Origin of the sequence: Klebsiella sp. HMSC16C06 (genome assembly GCF_001808325.1) — a bacterium.
In the GTDB taxonomy this organism is placed as follows: domain Bacteria; phylum Pseudomonadota; class Gammaproteobacteria; order Enterobacterales; family Enterobacteriaceae; genus Klebsiella; species Klebsiella variicola.
Genome location: NZ_KV792988.1, coordinates 354,959 through 373,849, shown reverse-complemented (window position 1 = coordinate 373,849; position 18,891 = coordinate 354,959). Strand labels below are relative to the sequence as shown.

The 18,891-nt window shown below is 60.6% G+C and carries 16 protein-coding genes and 1 pseudogene; 7 read left to right on the top strand and 10 right to left on the bottom strand.

What is annotated here, in order from left to right; translation table 11 throughout:
* Positions 1 to 151 precede the first annotated feature (151 nt).
* The 5 genes from HMPREF3142_RS06520 (at position 152) to HMPREF3142_RS06500 (ending at position 6,668) form a co-directional block, all read left to right on the top strand.
* Entirely contained in the window at positions 152 to 1,075 is a 924-nt protein-coding gene (locus HMPREF3142_RS06520) for an aminoimidazole riboside kinase (protein ID WP_008805499.1), read from the top strand.
* A 166-nt stretch (positions 1,076 to 1,241) separates the two neighbouring features.
* On the top strand, positions 1,242 to 2,759 hold the full coding sequence (locus HMPREF3142_RS06515; RefSeq protein ID WP_012968775.1) for a carbohydrate porin: 1,518 nt from the start codon (positions 1,242 to 1,244) through the stop codon (positions 2,757 to 2,759).
* 104 nt (positions 2,760 to 2,863) lie between these two features.
* The gene (locus HMPREF3142_RS06510) at positions 2,864 to 4,234 is read left to right on the top strand and encodes a sucrose-specific PTS transporter subunit IIBC (RefSeq protein WP_070611861.1); all 1,371 of its coding nucleotides are present in this window, start codon (positions 2,864 to 2,866) and stop codon (positions 4,232 to 4,234) included.
* Positions 4,234 to 5,634 (top strand): sucrose-6-phosphate hydrolase, encoded by a 1,401-nt coding sequence (locus HMPREF3142_RS06505; protein ID WP_012968776.1) that lies wholly within the window; start codon positions 4,234 to 4,236, stop codon positions 5,632 to 5,634. The genes HMPREF3142_RS06510 and HMPREF3142_RS06505 overlap by 1 nt, the downstream gene beginning before the upstream one ends.
* A 23-nt stretch (positions 5,635 to 5,657) precedes the next feature.
* Positions 5,658 to 6,668 carry a LacI family DNA-binding transcriptional regulator gene (locus HMPREF3142_RS06500; protein ID WP_162493284.1) on the top strand — a complete coding sequence of 337 codons (1,011 nt, stop codon included), beginning with the start codon at positions 5,658 to 5,660 and terminating at the stop codon, positions 6,666 to 6,668.
* A 47-nt stretch (positions 6,669 to 6,715) separates the two neighbouring features.
* Here HMPREF3142_RS06500 and HMPREF3142_RS06495 read toward each other — a convergent pair.
* The 5 genes and pseudogenes from HMPREF3142_RS06495 to HMPREF3142_RS06475 form a co-directional block, all read right to left on the bottom strand.
* Positions 6,716 to 7,325: pseudogene (locus HMPREF3142_RS06495) on the bottom strand (hypothetical protein).
* 185 nt (positions 7,326 to 7,510) lie between these two features.
* The gene (locus tag HMPREF3142_RS06490; RefSeq protein WP_004152946.1) at positions 7,511 to 8,533 is read right to left on the bottom strand and encodes an ABC transporter permease; all 1,023 of its coding nucleotides are present in this window, start codon (positions 8,531 to 8,533) and stop codon (positions 7,511 to 7,513) included.
* A 19-nt stretch (positions 8,534 to 8,552) separates the two neighbouring features.
* A complete protein-coding gene (locus HMPREF3142_RS06485) occupies positions 8,553 to 10,037 on the bottom strand; it encodes a sugar ABC transporter ATP-binding protein (RefSeq protein ID WP_004202401.1) in 1,485 nt (494 codons plus the stop codon).
* A 32-nt stretch (positions 10,038 to 10,069) separates the two neighbouring features.
* The gene (locus tag HMPREF3142_RS06480; RefSeq protein ID WP_002892597.1) at positions 10,070 to 10,993 is read right to left on the bottom strand and encodes a sugar ABC transporter substrate-binding protein; all 924 of its coding nucleotides are present in this window, start codon (positions 10,991 to 10,993) and stop codon (positions 10,070 to 10,072) included.
* A 430-nt stretch (positions 10,994 to 11,423) separates the two neighbouring features.
* On the bottom strand, positions 11,424 to 12,443 hold the full coding sequence (locus tag HMPREF3142_RS06475; protein ID WP_032691136.1) for a LacI family DNA-binding transcriptional regulator: 1,020 nt from the start codon (positions 12,441 to 12,443) through the stop codon (positions 11,424 to 11,426).
* 101 nt (positions 12,444 to 12,544) lie between these two features.
* Between HMPREF3142_RS06475 and HMPREF3142_RS06470 the strand changes: the two genes are divergently transcribed.
* A complete protein-coding gene (locus tag HMPREF3142_RS06470; protein ID WP_012542555.1) occupies positions 12,545 to 13,552 on the top strand; it encodes a Gfo/Idh/MocA family oxidoreductase in 1,008 nt (335 codons plus the stop codon).
* Positions 13,553 to 13,795: 243 nt separating this feature from the next.
* Here the strand turns inward: HMPREF3142_RS06470 and HMPREF3142_RS06465 are convergent, their stop codons facing one another.
* The 3 genes from HMPREF3142_RS06465 to iolE are packed head-to-tail and all read right to left on the bottom strand — an operon-like array spanning position 13,796 to position 16,926.
* A complete protein-coding gene (locus tag HMPREF3142_RS06465; RefSeq protein ID WP_032734910.1) occupies positions 13,796 to 14,827 on the bottom strand; it encodes a Gfo/Idh/MocA family protein in 1,032 nt (343 codons plus the stop codon).
* A gap of 9 nt (positions 14,828 to 14,836) precedes the next feature.
* Complete coding sequence (locus HMPREF3142_RS06460) at positions 14,837 to 16,009, bottom strand: Gfo/Idh/MocA family protein (RefSeq protein ID WP_008805489.1); 1,173 nt, start codon at positions 16,007 to 16,009, stop codon at positions 14,837 to 14,839.
* Positions 16,006 to 16,926 carry a myo-inosose-2 dehydratase gene (gene iolE, locus HMPREF3142_RS06455; RefSeq protein WP_070611859.1) on the bottom strand — a complete coding sequence of 307 codons (921 nt, stop codon included), beginning with the start codon at positions 16,924 to 16,926 and terminating at the stop codon, positions 16,006 to 16,008. Before iolE ends, HMPREF3142_RS06460 begins: the two co-directional genes overlap by 4 nt.
* Before the next feature lie 571 nt (positions 16,927 to 17,497).
* Between iolE and HMPREF3142_RS06450 the strand changes: the two genes are divergently transcribed.
* Positions 17,498 to 17,923, top strand: a complete 426-nt coding sequence (locus tag HMPREF3142_RS06450) for a hypothetical protein (protein ID WP_032730969.1) — start codon at positions 17,498 to 17,500, stop codon at positions 17,921 to 17,923.
* Positions 17,924 to 17,967: 44 nt separating this feature from the next.
* On the opposite strand, the gene HMPREF3142_RS06445 is transcribed toward HMPREF3142_RS06450, so the two are convergent.
* Together HMPREF3142_RS06445 and HMPREF3142_RS29840 are read right to left on the bottom strand one after the other, a co-directional pair.
* On the bottom strand, positions 17,968 to 18,399 hold the full coding sequence (locus HMPREF3142_RS06445; RefSeq protein ID WP_012968783.1) for a cell envelope integrity TolA C-terminal domain-containing protein: 432 nt from the start codon (positions 18,397 to 18,399) through the stop codon (positions 17,968 to 17,970).
* Positions 18,400 to 18,556: 157 nt separating this feature from the next.
* Positions 18,557 to 18,891: amino acid--tRNA ligase-related protein (locus HMPREF3142_RS29840; RefSeq protein WP_306665675.1), on the bottom strand; the 335-nt coding region annotated here is incomplete at its 5' end.

The window sequence follows — 18,891 nt, the reverse complement described above, 5'->3', positions numbered from 1 at the left end:
GTCCAGATCTGGAGTGGCGAAATATTCCGCCTGGCTCACATTTTTTACCCTCGCCTCCCTGTTTCGTGACCCGATCGTTCCGCTTACCGGTGGGCTATGCTTTAATTAGCTAAACCGGTTTAACATAGTTTAGCTAAGAGGAATTTGTCGAATGAATGGAAAAATCTGGGTACTCGGCGATGCGGTCGTTGATCTCCTGCCCGATGGCGAGGGCCGCCTGCTGCAATGCCCCGGCGGCGCACCGGCCAACGTCGCGGTCGGCGTGGCGCGGCTCGGCGGCGACAGCGGGTTTATTGGCCGCGTCGGCGACGATCCCTTCGGCCGCTTTATGCGTCACACCCTGGCGCAGGAGCAGGTCGATGTGAATTATATGCGCCTCGACGCCGCGCAGCGCACCTCCACGGTGGTGGTCGATCTCGATCAGCACGGGGAGCGCACCTTTACCTTTATGGTCCGTCCGAGCGCCGACCTGTTCCTTCAGCCCGAGGATCTCCCGCCGTTTGCCGCCGGCCAGTGGCTGCACGTCTGCTCCATCGCTCTCAGCGCCGAGCCGAGCCGCAGCACGGCATTCGCGGCAATGGAGGCGATAAAACGCGCCGGGGGCTATGTCAGCTTCGACCCCAATATCCGCAGCGACCTGTGGCAGGATCCGCAGGACCTGCGTGACTGTCTCGACCGGGCGCTGGCCCTCGCCGACGCCATAAAACTCTCGGAAGAGGAGCTGGCCTTTGTCAGCGGCAGCGACGACATCGTCAGCGGCATCGCCCGGCTGAACGCCCGCTTCCAGCCGACGCTGCTGCTGGTGACCCAGGGCAAAGCGGGGGTCCAGGCCGCCCTGCGCGGGCAGGTTAGCCACTTCCCCGCTCGCCCGGTGGTGGCCGTTGATACCACCGGCGCCGGCGATGCCTTTGTCGCCGGGCTGCTCGCCGGCCTCGCCGCTCACGGTATCCCTGACAACCTCGCCGCGCTGGCTCCCGACCTTACGCTGGCGCAAACCTGCGGCGCGCTGGCCACCACCGCCAAAGGCGCCATGACCGCCCTGCCCTACAGGGACGATCTTCAGCGCTCGCTGTGATCCCGTTGGGCCGGCTAACGGCCCACTTTGCTGGCGACATCACAATTCTTAAACCGGTTTAGCAATTTTTATTTTCACCGCGTTACTGACATGTTTACCATATTAACTAAACCGGTTTAGCAAAAGTTAGCACACTCACTGATTTTCACCTTTGGATGTCAACAGCATGTATAAAAAACGGAAGTTAGCCATTCTTATTGCTTTGCTAACCGGCACCGCCGCCGCCCATGGGCAGACAGACCTGAACAGCATTGAAGCGCGTCTCGCCGCCCTGGAAAAACGCCTGCAGGACGCCGAAACCCGCGCCAGCACTGCCGAAAGCCGTGCCGCCTCGGCGGAGCAGAAAGTTCAGCAGTTAACCCAGCAGCAGCAGCAAACCCAGGTCACCACCCAGCAGGTGGCCAAGCGCACCACTCAGCTGGAAGAAAAAGCCGAACGGCCTGGCGGCTTTGAGTTCCACGGCTATGCCCGTTCCGGCGTGATCATGAACGACTCGGCCGCCAGCACCAAATCCGGCGCTTATATGACCCCCGCCGGGGAGACCGGTGGCGCCATTGGTCGTCTGGGCAACCAGGCCGACACCTATGTGGAAATGAACCTCGAACATAAACAGACGCTGGACAACGGGGCGACCACCCGTTTCAAAGTGATGGTGGCCGACGGGCAAACCACCTATAACGACTGGACGGCAAGCAGCAGCGACCTGAACGTGCGCCAGGCGTTTGTCGAGCTGGGCAACCTGCCCACCTTCGAAGGCCCGTTCAAAGGCGCAACCCTGTGGGCCGGGAAACGCTTTGACCGTGACAACTTCGACATCCACTGGATTGACTCGGATGTGGTGTTCCTCGCCGGGACCGGCGGCGGGATCTACGACGTGAAATGGAACGACAGCCTGCGCAGCAACTTCTCGTTATACGGCCGCAACTTTGGCGATATCGCTGACAGCAGTAACAGCGTGCAGAACTATATCGTCAGCATGAATAACTTTGCCGGCCCGGTGCAGATGATGGTCAGCGGGATGCGGGCGAAAGATAATGACGAACGCCAGGACACGAACGGCAATCTGGTGAAAGGCGATGCCGCTAACACCGGGGTCCATGCTCTGCTGGGCCTGCACAATGAGAGCTTCTATGGCCTGCGCGACGGGACCAGCAAAACGGCCCTGCTGTACGGCCACGGGCTGGGCGCCGAGGTTAAAGGCATCGGCTCCGACGGTGCGCTGCGCCCGGGGGCCAATACCTGGCGCTTCGCCAGCTACGGCACGACGCCGCTGAGCGATCGCTGGTTTATTGCCCCGGCCGTGCTGGCGCAGAGCAGTAAAGATCGTTATGTCGATGGCGACAGCTATCAGTGGGCCACTCTCAACCTGCGTCTGATTCAGGAAGTGACGCAGAATTTCGCCCTAGCCTGGGAGGGCAGCTATCAGTACATGGATCTGCAGCCTGAAGGCTACAACGATCGCCACGCGGTGAACGGCAGCTTCTACAAGCTGACCTTCGCCCCAACCTTCAAGGTGGGCAGCATCGGCGACTTCTTCTCGCGTCCGGAGATCCGCTTCTATACATCGTGGATGGACTGGAGCAAAAAACTGGATAACTACGCCAACGATGATGCATTAGGCAGCAACGGGTTCAAATCGGGCGGCGAATGGTCGTTCGGTATGCAAATGGAGACCTGGTTCTGACGGTAACCCGGACGACAGGGTAAGTAACACATAAATATAAGGTTCGCGGTGCCTGCCACGGCCGGCACCGCCCACGCCATATCATCATGCATTCAGAGGGTACTATGGATTTTGATCAGATTTCCCGCTCACTGCTTCCCCTGTTGGGCGGCAAGGAAAATATCGCCAGCGCCGCGCACTGCGCCACCCGCCTGCGGCTGGTGCTGGTCGACGACGCGCTCGCCGCCCAACAGGCCATTGGCAAAATCGACGGGGTGAAAGGCTGCTTTCGCAATGCCGGACAGATGCAGATCATCTTCGGCACCGGGGTGGTCAATAAAGTCTATGCCGCCTTTATCCAGGCCGCAGGCATCAGCGAATCAAGCAAATCCGAAGCCGCCGACCTGGCCGCGAAAAAGCTGAACCCGTTCCAGCGCATCGCCCGCCTGCTGTCCAACATTTTCGTACCGATCATTCCCGCCATCGTCGCCTCCGGCCTGCTGATGGGCCTGCTGGGGATGGTGAAAACCTACGGCTGGGTCGACCCGAGCAATGCTATCTATATCATGCTGGATATGTGCAGCTCGGCAGCGTTTATCATTCTGCCGATCCTGATCGGCTTTACCGCCGCCCGCGAATTTGGCGGTAACCCTTATCTGGGCGCGACCCTTGGCGGGATCCTCACCCACCCGGCGCTGACCAACGCCTGGGGCGTCGCCGCCGGCTTCCACACCATGAATTTCTTCGGCATCGAAGTGGCGATGATCGGCTACCAGGGTACCGTCTTCCCGGTGCTGCTGGCGGTGTGGTTTATGAGCATGGTCGAGAAACGGCTGCGCCGCGTTATCCCTGACGCGCTGGACCTGATCCTCACCCCGTTCCTGACGGTGATTATCTCCGGCTTTATCGCCCTGCTGCTGATCGGCCCGGCCGGTCGCGCGCTCGGCGACGGTATTTCGTTTATCCTCAGCACGCTTATCAGCCACGCCGGCTGGCTGGCGGGCCTGCTGTTCGGCGGCCTCTACTCGGTGATCGTCATTACCGGTATCCATCACAGCTTCCATGCCATCGAGGCGGGTCTGCTGGGCAACCCATCGATTGGCGTCAACTTCCTGTTGCCGATCTGGGCGATGGCCAACGTCGCTCAGGGCGGCGCCTGCTTTGCGGTGTGGTTTAAAACCAAAGATGCCAAAATCAAAGCCATCACCCTGCCGTCGGCGTTTTCGGCGATGCTGGGGATCACGGAAGCGGCAATCTTCGGGATTAACCTGCGCTTTGTGAAGCCGTTCATCGCCGCGCTGGTCGGTGGTGCCGCCGGCGGCGCCTGGGTGGTGTCAATGCACGTCTATATGACCGCGGTGGGCCTGACGGCGATCCCGGGGATGGCCATCGTGCAGGCCAGCTCGCTGCTGAACTACATTATCGGAATGGCGATCGCCTTCGCCGTGGCCTTCATGCTCTCTCTGACGCTGAAATACAAAACGGACGCTGAATAATGTCATTACCGTCACGCCTGCCTGCGATCCTGCAGGCCGTTATGCAGGGCCAGCCGCAGGCGCTGGCCGACAGCCATTATCCGCAATGGCATCTGGCGCCGGTCAGCGGACTGCTGAACGATCCCAACGGCTTTTGCCAGGTCGCCGGGCGTTACCACCTGTTTTATCAGTGGAACCCGCTCGCCTGTGACCATACCTATAAGTGCTGGGGACACTGGAGTTCAGCCGATCTGCTGCACTGGCGGCATGAACCTATCGCCCTGATGCCGGACGAAGAGTATGACCGCAACGGCTGCTACTCCGGCAGCGCGGTCGAGTTCGAGGGCGCCCTGACCCTGTGCTACACCGGCAACGTGAAATTCCCCGACGGCGGGCGTACCGCCTGGCAGTGCCTGGCGACAGAGAATGCCGATGGCACCTTCCGCAAGCTGGGGCCGGTGCTGCCGCTCCCTGACGGTTACACCGGCCATGTACGCGACCCCAAGGTGTGGCAGCAGGACGGGTGCTGGTACATGGTCCTCGGCGCGCAGGATTTGCAACAGCACGGTAAAGTGCTGCTGTTCACCGCCAGCGATCTGCGGGAGTGGCGCCTGGTGGGCGAGATCGCCGGACATGGCGTTAACGGTCTGGCGAACGGCGGCTATATGTGGGAGTGCCCGGATCTCTTTCCGCTGGCGGATACCCACCTGCTGATCTGCTGCCCGCAGGGGCTGGCCCGTGAAGCGCAGCGCTTTCTCAATACCTATCCGGCGGTGTGGATGGCAGGCCGCTTCGACGCCGAACGCGGCACCTTCGACCACGGCCCGCTGCACGAGCTGGACAGCGGGTTTGAGTTCTACGCGCCGCAGACCATGCTGGCCGAGGATGGCCGCCGTCTGCTGGTCGGCTGGATGGGCGTCCCGGACGGGGAAGAGATGCATCAACCCACCCGCGCACAGGGATGGATCCACCAGATGACCTGCGTGCGCGAGCTGGAGTGGCAGGCGGGCACCCTGTATCAGCGCCCGCTGCGCGAGCTGGCCGCTCTGCGCGAGGAAGCCCAGGGCTGGCGCGGGCAGACCCTGCCCCTCGCCCCGATGGAGCTGGCCTTTGACATCGCCCCCAACAGCACGCTGGGGCTGGACTTTGCCGGCGCCCTGCAGCTTACCGTCAACCGTGACGGCCTGCGTCTGTCGCGCCGCGGGCTGCAGACCGCCGAGATGCATCACCGCTACTGGCGCGGCGAAGCGCGGCGCCTGCGGATCTTTATCGACCGCTCCAGCGTGGAAATTTTCATCAACGATGGCGAAGGGGTGATGAGCAGCCGCTTCTTCCCGGGCTATCCGGGGCAGTTAATCTTCAGCGGTGCGACGCCGGTGGCATTCTGCCGCTGGCTGCTGCGGCCATGCATGGTAGTATAAGCGTTTTGCTTTCAGGCTCCTGAGTGGTGATGAAAACCAAACGCGTAACTATCAAAGATATCGCCGAACTGGCGGGCGTCTCCAAAGCGACCGCCAGTCTGGTGCTCAACGGCCGTGGCAAAGAGCTGCGCGTGGCGCAAGAGACGCGCGAGCGCGTGCTGGCGATCGCCCGCGAGCAGCACTATCAGCCCAGCATTCATGCGCGCTCGCTGCGCGATAACCGCAGCCATACCATTGGCCTGGTGGTACCGGAGATCACCAACTACGGGTTTGCCGTTTTCTCCCATGAGCTTGAGACGCTCTGCCGGGAAGCTGGCGTGCAGCTGCTTATCTCCTGCACCGACGAAAACCCCGGCCAGGAGAGCGTGGTGGTCAATAATATGATTGCCCGCCAGGTCGACGGGCTGATCGTCGCCTCGTGCATGCACAGCGATGCCGACTACCTGAAGCTCAGCGAACAGCTGCCGGTGGTGCTTTTTGACCGCTCCCCCAGCGACAGCGCCCTGCCGCTGGTGATGACCGACTCGGTGACGCCAACCGCCGAGCTGATCTCCCGCATTGCGCCTCAGCATGCGGACGAGTTCTGGTTTCTCGGCGGCCAGCCGCGGCTGTCGCCGTCGCGCGACCGGCTGGCGGGATTCACGCAAGGCCTGGCTCAGGCGGGGGTCACGCTGCGACCTGAGTGGGTGATCAACGGCAACTACCACCCCAGCTCCGGGTATGAGATGTTCGCGGCGCTCTGCGCGCGGCTGGGACGTCCGCCGAGGGCCTTGTTTACCGCGGCCTGCGGCCTGCTCGAAGGGGTACTGCGCTACATGAGCCAGCATCATCTGCTGGACTCCAATATTCATCTCGCCAGCTTCGACGATCACTACCTGTATGATTCGCTTTCCCTGCGCATTGATACCGTGCAGCAGGATAATCGCCAGCTGGCCTGGCACTGCTACGATCTGCTCAGCCAGCTGATCGACGGCCAGGCGCCGGAGCCGCTCCAGCGCTACCTCCCCGCCACCCTGCAGTTTCGCCATCCCTGACGGCGCCGTCGGCAATTAGCGTTTTCGCCGGGCGTGCGCTGCCTGCCTCACCGCCAGCAGCGCACCGGCAAACAGCATGCCCAGGCCGATCGTCACCGGCCAGCGGTAAGCCATCAGTAACGAGGGCAATCCGCCGTCCGGCGCCAGCACCACCAGATTCCAGCCCGTTAGCCCCGCCTCGCCGTTCAGCGCGCGGGTTAACATCCGCTGGTGCGGGGCGAAAGGCTGGATAGTCTGGTAGTGGCTGCCGAACAGCGGCGGCTGCATCTCCCTGGGGAACTGCGCCTGCACCTGGGCCAGTACGCTGGCCGGCAGCGCATGCGACGCCGCCAGCAGATGCCCGTCGCCATTCACCAGCAGCAGCCGATAATGCCGCTGCCGGGCGAGGGTATGGAGTTCGGCGCGCATCGCCGCCAACGGCCAGGCGGCTTCCCGCTGCGGCGCCGGCGTGTTCATTCGCCGCTCAAGGCGTTGCGCCACCCACTGCGCATCTTCCTCCAGCTGGCGGGTCTGCATCTCACGGTAAACCTCTCTGGCCGGCAAATTCACGCCCCGACCGAGCGCCAGGATCGCCAGTCCGGCGATCAGCGTGACGATAATGCCCCTGCTTGCCGGTCGCCAGAGCGGCGAGGATTTGACGACGGATGGTGTATTCATACGACTCCAGAAACCAGAGGCCACGCGTGGGCCCCCTGACGAATAGACAACGGAAGTGGCAAAACTGTACAGGATGAGCCGCGTGGGCAAAACAGACAGGCCGCGCCTGGCGGGGCGTATTTTGTTTATTTCTGGACAGGACGGGCGGCAACGACATCCTTCGCCGCAGCCGCCCGTTGATAAGATTAGTGTTTTTTCCGGTTGCGACGCATGTCGATGGTCACCGCGGCGACGATAATGATGCCCTTAATAATATCCTGCACGTAGGCATCGACGCCGACAAAGGTAAAACCGCTTTTGATCAGACCAAGGATCATCGCGCCAATCAGGGTGCCGGTAATGCGCCCCACCCCGCCCATTAAGCTGCTGCCGCCGATCACCGCGGCGGCAATCGCGTCCAGCTCGTAGGACATCCCCATGCTCGACTGGCCGCTGCTGACGCGCGCTGCCAGCACCACCCCCGCCAGCCCGGAGAGCGCCCCGGCGATGGTGTAGACAATCACCAGGTACTTATTCACGTTGATGCCGGACACTTTGGCCGAGGTCATGTTGCCGCCGATGGCATACACATATTTGCCATAACGGGTATGCTTCAGCGCAATGTGAAACACGGCGGCGATCACGAAGAAGATAATCACCGGCATCGCCCCCTGACCTATCGCCGTAAAGCTGTCGGAGAGGAAGCTGATCGGGTTGCCCTGGGTGTAATACTGCGCCAGACCGCGCGCCGAAACCATCATCCCGAGGGTGGCGATAAACGGCGGAATACCGGTCCGCGTCACCAGAAAACCGTTGGTCAGCCCGCACAGCAGGCCGACGCCGATCCCCGCGCAAATGGGGATCACCGCCGGCAGGTTGACCAGCGCCGGGAACATCGGCGACAGGCTGTCGGAAGTTTGCGCCAGGCTCGCCGCCACCACCGCCGCAAGGGCGATAACCGAGCCGGAGGAGAGGTCAATCCCGGTGGTGATGATCACCTGGGTGACGCCGACGGCGATGATGCCGATGATCGCCACCTGCAGCACAATCAGCACCAGGCGGTTGGTATTGAGCAGGAACGACTGGTCGCGAACATACCAGCCGGCAATTTCAAAAGTCAGGGCAATCACCAGCATCACCACAAAGATGCCGGTATCTTTCGGCATTTTATGCCGCAAATTAGCGAAGAAGGAGGAACCCTCGCTGGCCGGAGCCGCCGTTAATTTCATATTACTCATTCTCTGTGCCTCAATGGGATGCCAACGACAAAATGGTTTCCTGGTCGGCTTCGTCTTTTTCCAGGATGCCGGTGATACGGCCTTCATGCATCACCATAACCCGATCACTCATGCCAAGGATTTCCGGCAGCTCAGAGGAGACCATAATGACCGCCACCCCCCGATTCGCCAGTTCACTGATCAGATGATAAATCTCCGCCTTCGCCCCGACGTCGATACCGCGGGTCGGCTCATCGAGAATTAAGATTTTCGGTTGCGCTAACAGCCAGCGCGCAATCAGGACTTTTTGCTGATTCCCCCCGCTGAGGTTATTAATAATTTGATCCATCGTCGGCGTTTTAATATTGAGCCGGCGAATTTGCTCCATGCAGTCTTCGGCCATTTTCACGTGCTGGACAAAACCGCTCTTGCCGATATATTCCGGCATTTTGACGATACTCATATTTTCCAGCACCGACAGCACCAGAAACAGGCCCGACTTTTTGCGATCTTCGGTTAATAACGCCATCCCCTTTTCAATCGCCACGGAGGGGGAATCAATGGTCACCGGCGCCCCGTCGATCAGCACTTCGCCGCTGTCGAAGCGCTCCATACCGAACAGGCTTTCCATCACCTCGCTGCGCCCGGCGCCCACCAGCCCGGCCACGCCAAGGATTTCACCGCGGCGTACAGTAAAGCTGACGTCATGGAACACGCCCTGGCGCGTCAGGTTGCGCACCGTCAGCACCTCTTCGCCGATGGTGTTATTAAATTTCGGAAACAGCTGGGTTAATTCGCGGCCCACCATCTGGGTGATCAGCGACTGCCGGGTAAATTCGGTGGTGTTTTTGCTCCCCACCCAGGTGCCATCGCGAAACACGCTGATCTCATCGGTGATGGCAAAGATCTCATCCATTTTGTGGCTAATATAGATGATCGCTTTACCCTGGGCGCGCAGGTCGCGGATGATGGTGAACAGGTGAGCCACCTCGCCTTCGGTCAGCGCCGAGGTGGGCTCATCCATGATCACGATATCCGCGTTCCACGAGACCGCTTTGGCAATCTCCACCATCTGCTGGGCGGCGATGCTCAGGTCGCCCACCAGCCGGTCGGCGGTTAAGCGGATATTAAGCTTGTCCAGCAGCGCCTGGGTCTGGCGGGTCAGCTGGCCGTGGTCGACAAAGCCGTACTTCATCGGCTCGCGCCCCAGCCAGATATTCTCCGCCACCGTCATATGCGGCACCAGATTGAGCTCCTGGTGGATCATCGAGATCCCCGAGCGCAGCGCATCCATGGTGTCGGTAAACTCCACCGGCTCCCCTTTCACGCGAATCGACCCTTTATCGGGGCGATAGATACCGATCAGGCACTTCATCAGCGTGGATTTACCGGCGCCGTTCTCGCCCATCAGGGCATGCACCGTTCCCGGACGCACGCGCAATGAGACATTATCGAGCGCCTTCACGCCGGGGAAGAACTTACTGATACCTTCGGCTTCAAGTGCAAAAGCGTTCATACATCCACCTCCGTACCACGGGTTGGCCAGGACTATTTCTGATTACGGTTAGTAAATTCAGCCATGTTCTCTTTGGTGATCAGCTGATACGGCACGTCGATGATTTTTTCCACTTTCTCGCCATTCGCCAGCTTGATGGCCGCGTCGACTGCGCCTTCACCCTGGCCTTTCGCATCCTGGAAGATGGTGGCGATCATTTTGCCGCTCTTCAGCATCTGCAGGGCATCCGGAGTGCCATCCACGCCAGCGATGAGAATATGGTTCGGGTTTTTGCCCAGTGCCTGCAGGGCGCCGATCGCCATTTCATCGTTGTTGGAGGCGATGGCCTGGATATCCTCACCGCTGGTCATCCAGTTGCTGACCACGTCCACGGCGTCATTGCGGGTAAATTTCGCGGTCTGCTTCTGGACGATTTTGATGTTCGGGTATTTCGCCACCACCTCTTCCACCCCTTTGGTACGATCGCGGGTGGACTCATTCGCCAGGTCGCCGAGCAGGATCGCCACATTGCCCTTACCGTTCATCGCTTTCGCCAGCGCTTCCATCTGCAGACGGCCGGCGAGAATGGAATCCGACCCCACATAGGCCATCTTGTCGGTCAGCTCCGCCTGCGGACGGCGGTTCACAAACACCAGCGGGATCCCGGCTTTGGTGGCCTGATCCATAATCGGTTTCACCGCATTGGTATCCACCGGGTTGACGATAATGGCGTCCACCCCCTGACCGATAAAGTTTTGCACCTGCTGCAGCTGCTGGGAGACATCCCCTTTTGCGTCCTCGATCTGCGATTTAACGCCGTCTTTTTTCATCTCTTTTTGCATCGAGGTCCGCAGGATCGTCAGGAAGTTATCGTCAAACAGCGCCATGGAGACGCCAATAGAGACGTCTTTTGCCATAACCACCGCAGGCAGCATGCAGGCTAACAAAGAGGCAACAATCGTTTTCTTAATATTCATAGTTGATCCTTGATTTTGTAGGTACGCCGGTGAATGAAACAAAATGAAAAATTAATTTCAGTTACGTTGCGGCAAATGTCTGCTGTGATATCGACGACGCTGCGGCACCTCTCGCACTCCATCGTGATCTAAATCACAAATTACGGCTGTTTTTTCATCACTTTTTTGAAACGTTAGTCCATTTACGCCGCAACCTGGATTTCAGACCATTTATTTCATTAACAAGACATTTGAAACTTTTATAAGTAAATAACTGAAATGAAAATTTTAAAACTATGCAGTAACAGAATTTTGACAGACATCTAACATTGCCGCATAAATGAGCGAAAAATGAGAGGCAGACAACGCTTTGACGCGATCGCTTCCCCGCCAGGCGGGTATTTACCCGCCAGGGATAGTCATGCGGTCAGGAGGGGATACGCCGACCGACTCAGTCGACGTTTTCGGCGCTGTAGAGGATAAAGTCGACTTTACCGTCGGCATAGGTTTGCGGCTGGTAGCCGGACTCCAGATGGCGCAGCATCAGGTCGATCGCCAGCTGGGCGTGTTGGCGGGTGTTCTGATCGAGCGTTAACGCCAGACTCCCCTTCGCCAGCTGCTGCCGGGTGGTGTTGTAACGCTCATGGGTGATCCAGCAGACGTCGCCTTCGCGGCGGTGGCGGGCCAGCGCCTCGGCAATCTGGGTATTGCCAAGCCCGGTGTTATAGATCCCAACAATATTCCGGCTGCGGCACAGGGCTTGTTCCAGCAGGCGGGTGATCTGCTCCCGCCGCTCCTCACCCGCCAGCACGTCGCTGAGCTGCAGGTGGGGAAAGCGCTGGCTCAGCACCTCGCGAAACCCCTGAATGCGCAGGCGATGCGCGCTGTAATCTTGCCGGCCGCTGACCATCAGCACCTCGCCGGGCCGCGGCGTCATCCTCCCCAGCATTAACCCCGCCGTGCGGCCAGCCTGCAGCTGATTGATCCCCACGTGGCAGAGTCGGTCGGCGCCGGGCAGGTCCGTCGCCAGGGTGATCGCCGGGACGCCCGCCTCCCGGCAGCGGCGCAGCGCGTCGTGCACTGCGGGATGGTCATTGCCGAAGACGATGATCCCCTGACGCTGCTGGCAGCTGCGCACAATGCGCCGGGCCAGGGTCGTCGGCTGCGACTCCGGGACAAAGGTGCGGTGCAGGGTCAGACGGCGATAGCCGAGGCTATCCGCCACGGCGGCAAAATCCTGCGCCAGCTGGGGAAAGAAGAACGAGTCATTGCTGCTGAGAAAGACCTCAACCTGCCAGGGAAAGCGGTGCTCCTCCGGCAGGATCCGCTTCAGCCCCGCCTCGCGCGCCGCCTGCAGCACTTTGCGGGTGGTCTGCGGCGATACGCCGCCGCGTTCGTTCAGCACCCGGTCAACGGTGGCCACGCCGACGCCAATCTGTCTGGCCAGCACCGCCAGTGAAATGTTTTTCATCGCCCCTCTCTTCATGATGGAAATCCATCAAAACGGCAGTGTCAGTGAGTTTAGCAAACCGATTATGGTGGCAACGTCCCCTCGCCATTCTGGAGAAAAAAATGATCTGCAAACGTTTTGCCCTGGTAGGCAGTGGTTTTATCGGTCAGGTTCATGCCGCCAGTCTTGCCCGTCATGAAGGAAGTGCGCTGACGATGGTGGCCGATGCCGCCCCGGAGCGCGCCCAGGCGCTGGCCGCCCGCTATGGCGCCCGGGCGGTGACAGTGAGCGAGGCGATCCATAGCGACGCCATCGACGCGGTGCTGATCGCCAGTTCAACCCCGTCGCATGCCGAACTGCTGGAAGCCGCCGCCCGGGCGGGCAAGGCGGTCTATTGCGAAAAACCGATCGACCTCTCCCTGGCGCGCGCCCGTGAGGTGGTGGAGCGGGTGCTCCCCCTGAACGTGCCGGTGACTGTCGGCTTTAACCGGCGCTTCGACAGCAGCCATCAGCAGCTCCGCCGCCAGCTGGAGCAAGGGCTGATCGGCCGGGTCGAGCTGGTGCAGATGGTCTGCCGCGCCTCCACCATGCCGCCGCTCGACTATCTGCGCAGCTCCGGCGGCCAGATGCGCGATCAGGCGATCCACTTCTTCGATCTCCTGCGCTTTCTCACTGGCGATGAAGTGCGTACCGTGGCGGCGATGGGCGCGGCGCTGGCCCTGCCGGACATTGCCGAATTTGGCGATGTCGACACCTCCATCCTGATGATGCAGATGCGCGGCGGCGCGCTGGCGCAGCTGGACAACACCCGCCGCACCGGCCACGGGTATGATGAACGGATCACGCTGCTGGGCGCCGAAGGCGCGCTGGAGTCCGGTAGCCAGTCGCCGGCGGGCCCTACCCTGTGGCGCGGCAATCAGCGCATTGAGCCGGGCCTGTGGCCGGACTGGTTCAGCCGGGTACAGGGATCTTATTACCAGCATCTTGACGCCTTTATTCGCGCCCTGAATGGTGAAACCGTGGCCGATCTGCCCGGCCTGCTGGACGGCCTGCAGGCGCAGGCCATTGCCGAAGCGGCGGTTCAGTCCCTGCAGCATGGCCAGTTTGTCGCCGTCGACGACTGTCGCTGAGTGGTTGCGTGGCAACCGCCATCAGGCGCTGTACCAGCCTTTATGCCGGGCGGCGGCGACGCCTTGCCCGGCCTACATAACACAGGCATTAATCCGATTTAATATCAAACGGTTGCAGTAAAATCGTAGGCCCGCGCAAGCGCAGAGCCGCCGGGCAACAGACATCCGGCATCGTACGCGTCCTGGTGCCGGGCAATGGCAGACACGCTCGCGCTATCTGCAAACCAAAGCCCGGCCGGCTCCTTAGCGTTCTTCGTTAAACACCGCGCCCACCTGGCGCCGCACTTCATCCATCACCTGCAGATTCTGCAGCACCCGACTGAGCGGCCGCAGCGGCGAGTCCTGCAGCCCCTGCCCGATGCACCAGGCAAAATGCTCCGCCTGCCAGAACAGCTGGTCGTAGCGATTGCGCGGCTCTTCCCAGCGCAGCACCTGCCCGCCCTGGCTGGCGGCGAGCGTAAAGCCGCCGGGGGCGTAAAACTGACCGTCGATCGTCAGGGTCGCCTGGCGTCCGGCCACCACCGCCCCGCCCGGCGTGTTGCTGAACAACGTCGTGTTTAACAACCCCTGCATCCCGTTCTGCCAGCTAAACAGCATCGACGTCTGACCGTTAAGCCCCTCCGCCGTGGCGCTGCCGCGGGCGACAATCTCCTGCGGCATGCCGCCCACCATCAGCGCAAACGAGGTCAAATAGCTGCCGAGGTCCATCATCGGCCCGCCGGCAAGGTCGGCATTGAAGATGCGGTGGTCGGAGGTGAAATACTCGCCGTGATCGGCCAGCAGGGTATGCAGGTCGCCGAGCGCCCCATCCTCCAGCAGCTGGCGGATCACATCATATTTCGGCGCGTAATCGCACCACATTGCCTCCAGCGCCAGCTTCCCCTGGCGGGCGGCTTCGGCCTGCAGCTCACGCCCTTCGCCGAGGTTGAGCGCGAAGGGCTTCTCAATCAGCACGTGTTTACCCGCCTTCAGCGCCTGCATGCCGTCAGGAAAGTGATGGTTGTGCGGCGTCGCAATGTACACCGCATCAATATCCGGGCGCGCCAGCATCTCCTCCACCTGGCCGTAAGCCTGGGGGATCCCCCATTCCGCGGCCACCCGCTCGGCCTTCGCCTGGCTGCGGGAGGCCACCGCCACCACCTGCTGTCGGCTGTAGGTTTTCAATGCATGAACAAAGCGCTCGGCGATCCAGCCAGGACCGATAATGCCCCAGCGCAGGGAGGGAATGCTCTGCGCCGCCGGGCGGCGCGGGATCGGTAAGTGTGAGGGAAACATAGCGGCTCCTTAGTCTTTAACCACGTTCACCCAGCGGCGGCTGACCATCGAGGCTTCAATCGCCGACAGCACGCGCTGATTCTGCAAACCAAATTCGAAGTTGGGATAGCAGTCGCCCTCCCCGCAAATCCCCTGCACCAGGTCATGCACTTCGATCACCTTGACGTCAAAATAGCCCAGCCCACCGCCGCCAAAATCGAAGCCGAAGAAGCCGGCATAGGCCGGGATCTGGCTCCCGGCATACAGCGTCTTAAAGCCGCGGTCGTGTTTATCATCGTTGAAGCGATATACCTGCAGTTCGTTAAAGCGCTCCCCGTCCATATACAGCGTGCCTTCGGTGCCGGAAACCTCCCAGAACACGCCGAAGATCCGCCCGGCGGCGATGCGCGAGGCCTCAATCACTCCCGCCGCGCCGCTGTCGAAATTGACCAGGCACTGAACCTGATCGTCATTTTCTACTTCCCGCCACTCGGCATCGGCCGCGACCCGGCTGGCATACCCGGCATCGCGCTGCGGCACCGGACGCTGGCGCAGGCAGGTTTGCGCGCTGGCGGTCACTTCGCGGATCCCGCCCAGCAAAAACTGGGCGACCGACAGGGTATGGGCGCCAAGGTCGCCAAGCGCCCCGCTGCCGCCGAGGGTTTTCGAGCAGCGCCAGGACCAGGGCAGGTTAGGGTCGTTATAAAACCCCTGATCAAAGGTGCCGCGAAAGCGCACCGGTTCGCCAATATCGCCCCGGGCGATAATCTGCTTTGCCAGCAGTGCCGCCGGCGTTTTGATGTTGTTAAAGGCCACCATGGTCTTCACCCCCGCGCGCCGTGCCGCCTGCGCCATCTCCTGCGCCTGCTGCTCGTTGACCGCCAGCGGCTTCTCGCAATAGACATGTTTACCCGCCGCGATCGCCGCCATCGCCATTGTGTAGTGCAGATGGTTCGGCGAGGTGATATCCACCACATCAACCTGCGGATCGTTTACCAGCTCGCGCCAGTCGCCGTAGGCCTTTTCCGCCCCCAGTTTCGCCGCATGGCGTTCAGCCAGCGACTGATCCTGATCCGCCAGCGCGTAGAGATGCGGGCGCTTCGGCAGATCGGGATAGAACATGGCCGCGCGACGGTACGCGTCAGCGTGTGCCTGACCCATAAAACCCGAGCCGATAAGACCGATATTTAACCGCGCGCTCATGCTGCGTGCTCCTCTGACGGTGAAGGGGAAGATAAATGGTGCGCCAGCCAGGCATAGGCGCGGCGGGCGGTGGCCAGCGGCGGCGCCATCGCCGGGTCCTGCTCGGCTTCGATAATCAGCCAGCCGCGGTAGTCACTGCGCCGGACGAAGTCGAGGATCGGCGCATAGTCGATGCAGCCGTCGCCGGGGATGGTAAACAGCCCGGCGCGCACCGCCTCGTTAAAGCTCAGGTTTTCACGATACAGACGCCCCAGCACCTGCGGACGGACGTCTTTCAGATGCAGATGGCGGATACGGTGGCCATATTTTTGCAGCACGCGCGGGATCTCGACCCCGGCGACAAAGGCGTGTCCGGTATCAAACGCCAGCCCGACGTTGTCATGGGTATGGGACAGAAACCGCTCCAGCTCGTCATCGTGCTCCACCAGCATCATCAGATGATGGTGATAGGCCAGCTGGAGGCCATAGTCGCGCAGCAGCAGGTCGGCAAAGGTATTTAGCTTGTGGCAATACGCCGCCAGGCTGACACGGCTTAACGGCGGCGAGAGTGAAATAGGCTCATCAAGCGGGGTTTCACCCGGCAGTTGCCCGCACTCGCCGTAAACCATCACCCTCGCGCCGAGCTGCCGGAGGAGCTGCACGTGCTCCCGCACCGCCTCCAGCTCCGCTTCCACGCTGCGCTCGGCCAGCAAGCCGCTGTACCAGCCGGACGCCAGGCGCAGGTCAGCCGCCGCCAGCAGCGGGCCCAGCGTCTCTGCCTGGCGGGGAAATTTCCGTCCTAACTCAATGCCCTGATAGCCCGCCTCCCGCGCCTCGCGCAGGCAGGTATCCAGGGGGATATCGCCGCCTAAATCCTCCAGCACATCGTTGGTCCAGCACAGGGGGCTCACGCCCCACTGCAGATGCTCTGTCGCCATCTTGTTCTCCTTTTCACCCTGTGGTCTTGTCTGGCGTCACTATAAGCAGGCGACGACCGACGATGAAAACGGAGAAATGATGGAAATCCATCATTGCGCTGGCGATATATCCGCTATTTCAGGTAACCCTGAAAAATAAATGGAAATAATGCTTGCCGCCGGCTTATTTTGCGGCTAAAAATTACTGGCTTAATAACCCGCTTCAGAGGTTATCCCTTTCATTCGAAATATGATGATAGCAATATGAAAAAAACTCAACACCGCACCGGCGCGGGCTTTAGCCGCGCGCCCAGGCCGGGCCTGCTGTTATTTGCGTAAGTGACAAATAGTCACTTTTAAAACATCAATTACTTAACATTCTCTCTGCAATAATATGACATGCAGCGGGAAGGTACAGTGATAAATAAAATCAGGGTAATGATGTTTTACCAATAAATAACCCATCTCCTTCCTGCTAGTTATTTATCAGGAATGGCTGCGGTTATATTTATTCTGACGCACCGGGAGAATGCACCAATGTGTATCAACCTTTATGACCATGCACGCCGCTATCGCGATGAGAAACAATAAGATGAATAAGACCTGGCTTTTCACCACCCTCACCCTGGCGCTGGTCGCCGCCGCGCCGGCCCACGCCATTAGCGCGAAATACCGGGAACAGCTTGAACGTTCCGGCTGCACGCAGATGACCGACGGGACCACCTGCGATATTCATAAAACCAAAGCCGAGAATGCCGCCGCCGCGCAGCAGGCCAGCAGCGGCTTCGGCCCCTGGGTGGGCACCTGGTATGTTTATACGGAGTATGGCGATAAAATTGATGAGATTACCGTCACCGCTAAAACGGTGAAAACCCATGGTCATCTGGTCGAGGAGGCGAAAGCCAGCCAGGGTAAACTGACTTTCCGGGTGAAAAGCTCAGCCTTTACCCTCAACAACGCCTTTAACGGCAGCTGGACAAACGGCAGCCAGCGCGGCTCCCTGCAAAAAGTGCAGTAATCTCCCCGCCCCTGCCATCCGGCGGGGGCGGAAAGCCGGGTGCGCTAAGGCTTAAAATCCAGTAGCGGATGGTTAAAGATCTGGTAGACCCCTTCGCTGGCAAAGGGCGGGAAGGTCGTGCGCAGTACCGCATCGGTCACTACCGCGCAGAACGCCGGATCGCCCCCCTCCTGCTGCAGTCCGGTCAGTTTTGCACTGCGGTTAAGCGACAGCCGCACGGAGCATATTTTCCCCTGGTAGCGCGCGCTGTTGGGCAATTGAACCATAACCGCCTCTCTGAGCGTGAAGGCGTAGCGCATCAGTTGGTCCTGCGTGGCTTTGCCCGGCGGCAGTGTGTGCGTATCCGGGGCCGCGGCCCGCTGCTGCATCTGGCGGATCAGTTCCTCCTGCGTCGGATGCTTCTCCTTCGCCGCCTGGCAGCCGCTCAGCAGGCTAATAGCCGCCGCGGTCATGAGGGCAATACCAAATTTGCTCATAGCGTCTCCTTGCGAAATGGTCACTATTGTCGCGCGTCTGGCCACGGCAAAACATCCCGATAAATAGCGGTTAGCGGTTCATAAAGCAGGGCAAAAGACAGGATGGGGATAATGCAGGGAGGACCTCCCGGCGCAGGCCGGGAGGGAGTGCAACGGATTACTTCTGCGGACGCATGGCCGGGAAGAGGATCACGTCGCGGATGGTATGGCTGTTGGTAAACAGCATCACCATGCGGTCGATACCGATACCCAGACCCGCGGTCGGCGGTAAACCATACTCCAGGGCGGTGACGTAGTCTTCGTCATAGAACATCGCTTCGTCATCGCCCGCCGCTTTGGCGTTCACCTGATCCTGGAAGCGCTGCGCCTGATCTTCGGCATCGTTCAGCTCGCTGAAACCGTTACCGATTTCGCGGCCGCCAATGAAGAATTCAAAGCGGTCAGTGATTTCCGGGTTGACGTCGTTACGGCGCGCCAGCGGAGAAACTTCCG

Excerpts from the sequence above, each read along its gene's own strand:
- HMPREF3142_RS06485 (WP_004202401.1), bottom strand. The coding sequence starts at position 10,037 with ATGAACGCTTTTGCACTTGAAGCCGAAGGTATCAGTAAGTTCTTCCCC.
- HMPREF3142_RS06450 (WP_032730969.1), top strand. The coding sequence starts at position 17,498 with ATGAATAAGACCTGGCTTTTCACCACCCTCACCCTGGCGCTGGTCGCC.
- HMPREF3142_RS06490 (WP_004152946.1), bottom strand. The coding sequence starts at position 8,533 with ATGAAATTAACGGCGGCTCCGGCCAGCGAGGGTTCCTCCTTCTTCGCT.
- HMPREF3142_RS06505 (WP_012968776.1), top strand. The coding sequence starts at position 4,234 with ATGTCATTACCGTCACGCCTGCCTGCGATCCTGCAGGCCGTTATGCAG.
- HMPREF3142_RS06445 (WP_012968783.1), bottom strand. The coding sequence starts at position 18,399 with ATGAGCAAATTTGGTATTGCCCTCATGACCGCGGCGGCTATTAGCCTG.
- HMPREF3142_RS06515 (WP_012968775.1), top strand. The coding sequence starts at position 1,242 with ATGTATAAAAAACGGAAGTTAGCCATTCTTATTGCTTTGCTAACCGGC.
- HMPREF3142_RS06470 (WP_012542555.1), top strand. The coding sequence starts at position 12,545 with ATGATCTGCAAACGTTTTGCCCTGGTAGGCAGTGGTTTTATCGGTCAG.
- HMPREF3142_RS06475 (WP_032691136.1), bottom strand. The coding sequence starts at position 12,443 with ATGAAAAACATTTCACTGGCGGTGCTGGCCAGACAGATTGGCGTCGGC.
- HMPREF3142_RS06520 (WP_008805499.1), top strand. The coding sequence starts at position 152 with ATGAATGGAAAAATCTGGGTACTCGGCGATGCGGTCGTTGATCTCCTG.
- HMPREF3142_RS06460 (WP_008805489.1), bottom strand. The coding sequence starts at position 16,009 with ATGAGCGCGCGGTTAAATATCGGTCTTATCGGCTCGGGTTTTATGGGT.
- iolE (WP_070611859.1), bottom strand. The coding sequence starts at position 16,926 with ATGGCGACAGAGCATCTGCAGTGGGGCGTGAGCCCCCTGTGCTGGACC.
- HMPREF3142_RS06480 (WP_002892597.1), bottom strand. The coding sequence starts at position 10,993 with ATGAATATTAAGAAAACGATTGTTGCCTCTTTGTTAGCCTGCATGCTG.
- HMPREF3142_RS06510 (WP_070611861.1), top strand. The coding sequence starts at position 2,864 with ATGGATTTTGATCAGATTTCCCGCTCACTGCTTCCCCTGTTGGGCGGC.
- HMPREF3142_RS06465 (WP_032734910.1), bottom strand. The coding sequence starts at position 14,827 with ATGTTTCCCTCACACTTACCGATCCCGCGCCGCCCGGCGGCGCAGAGC.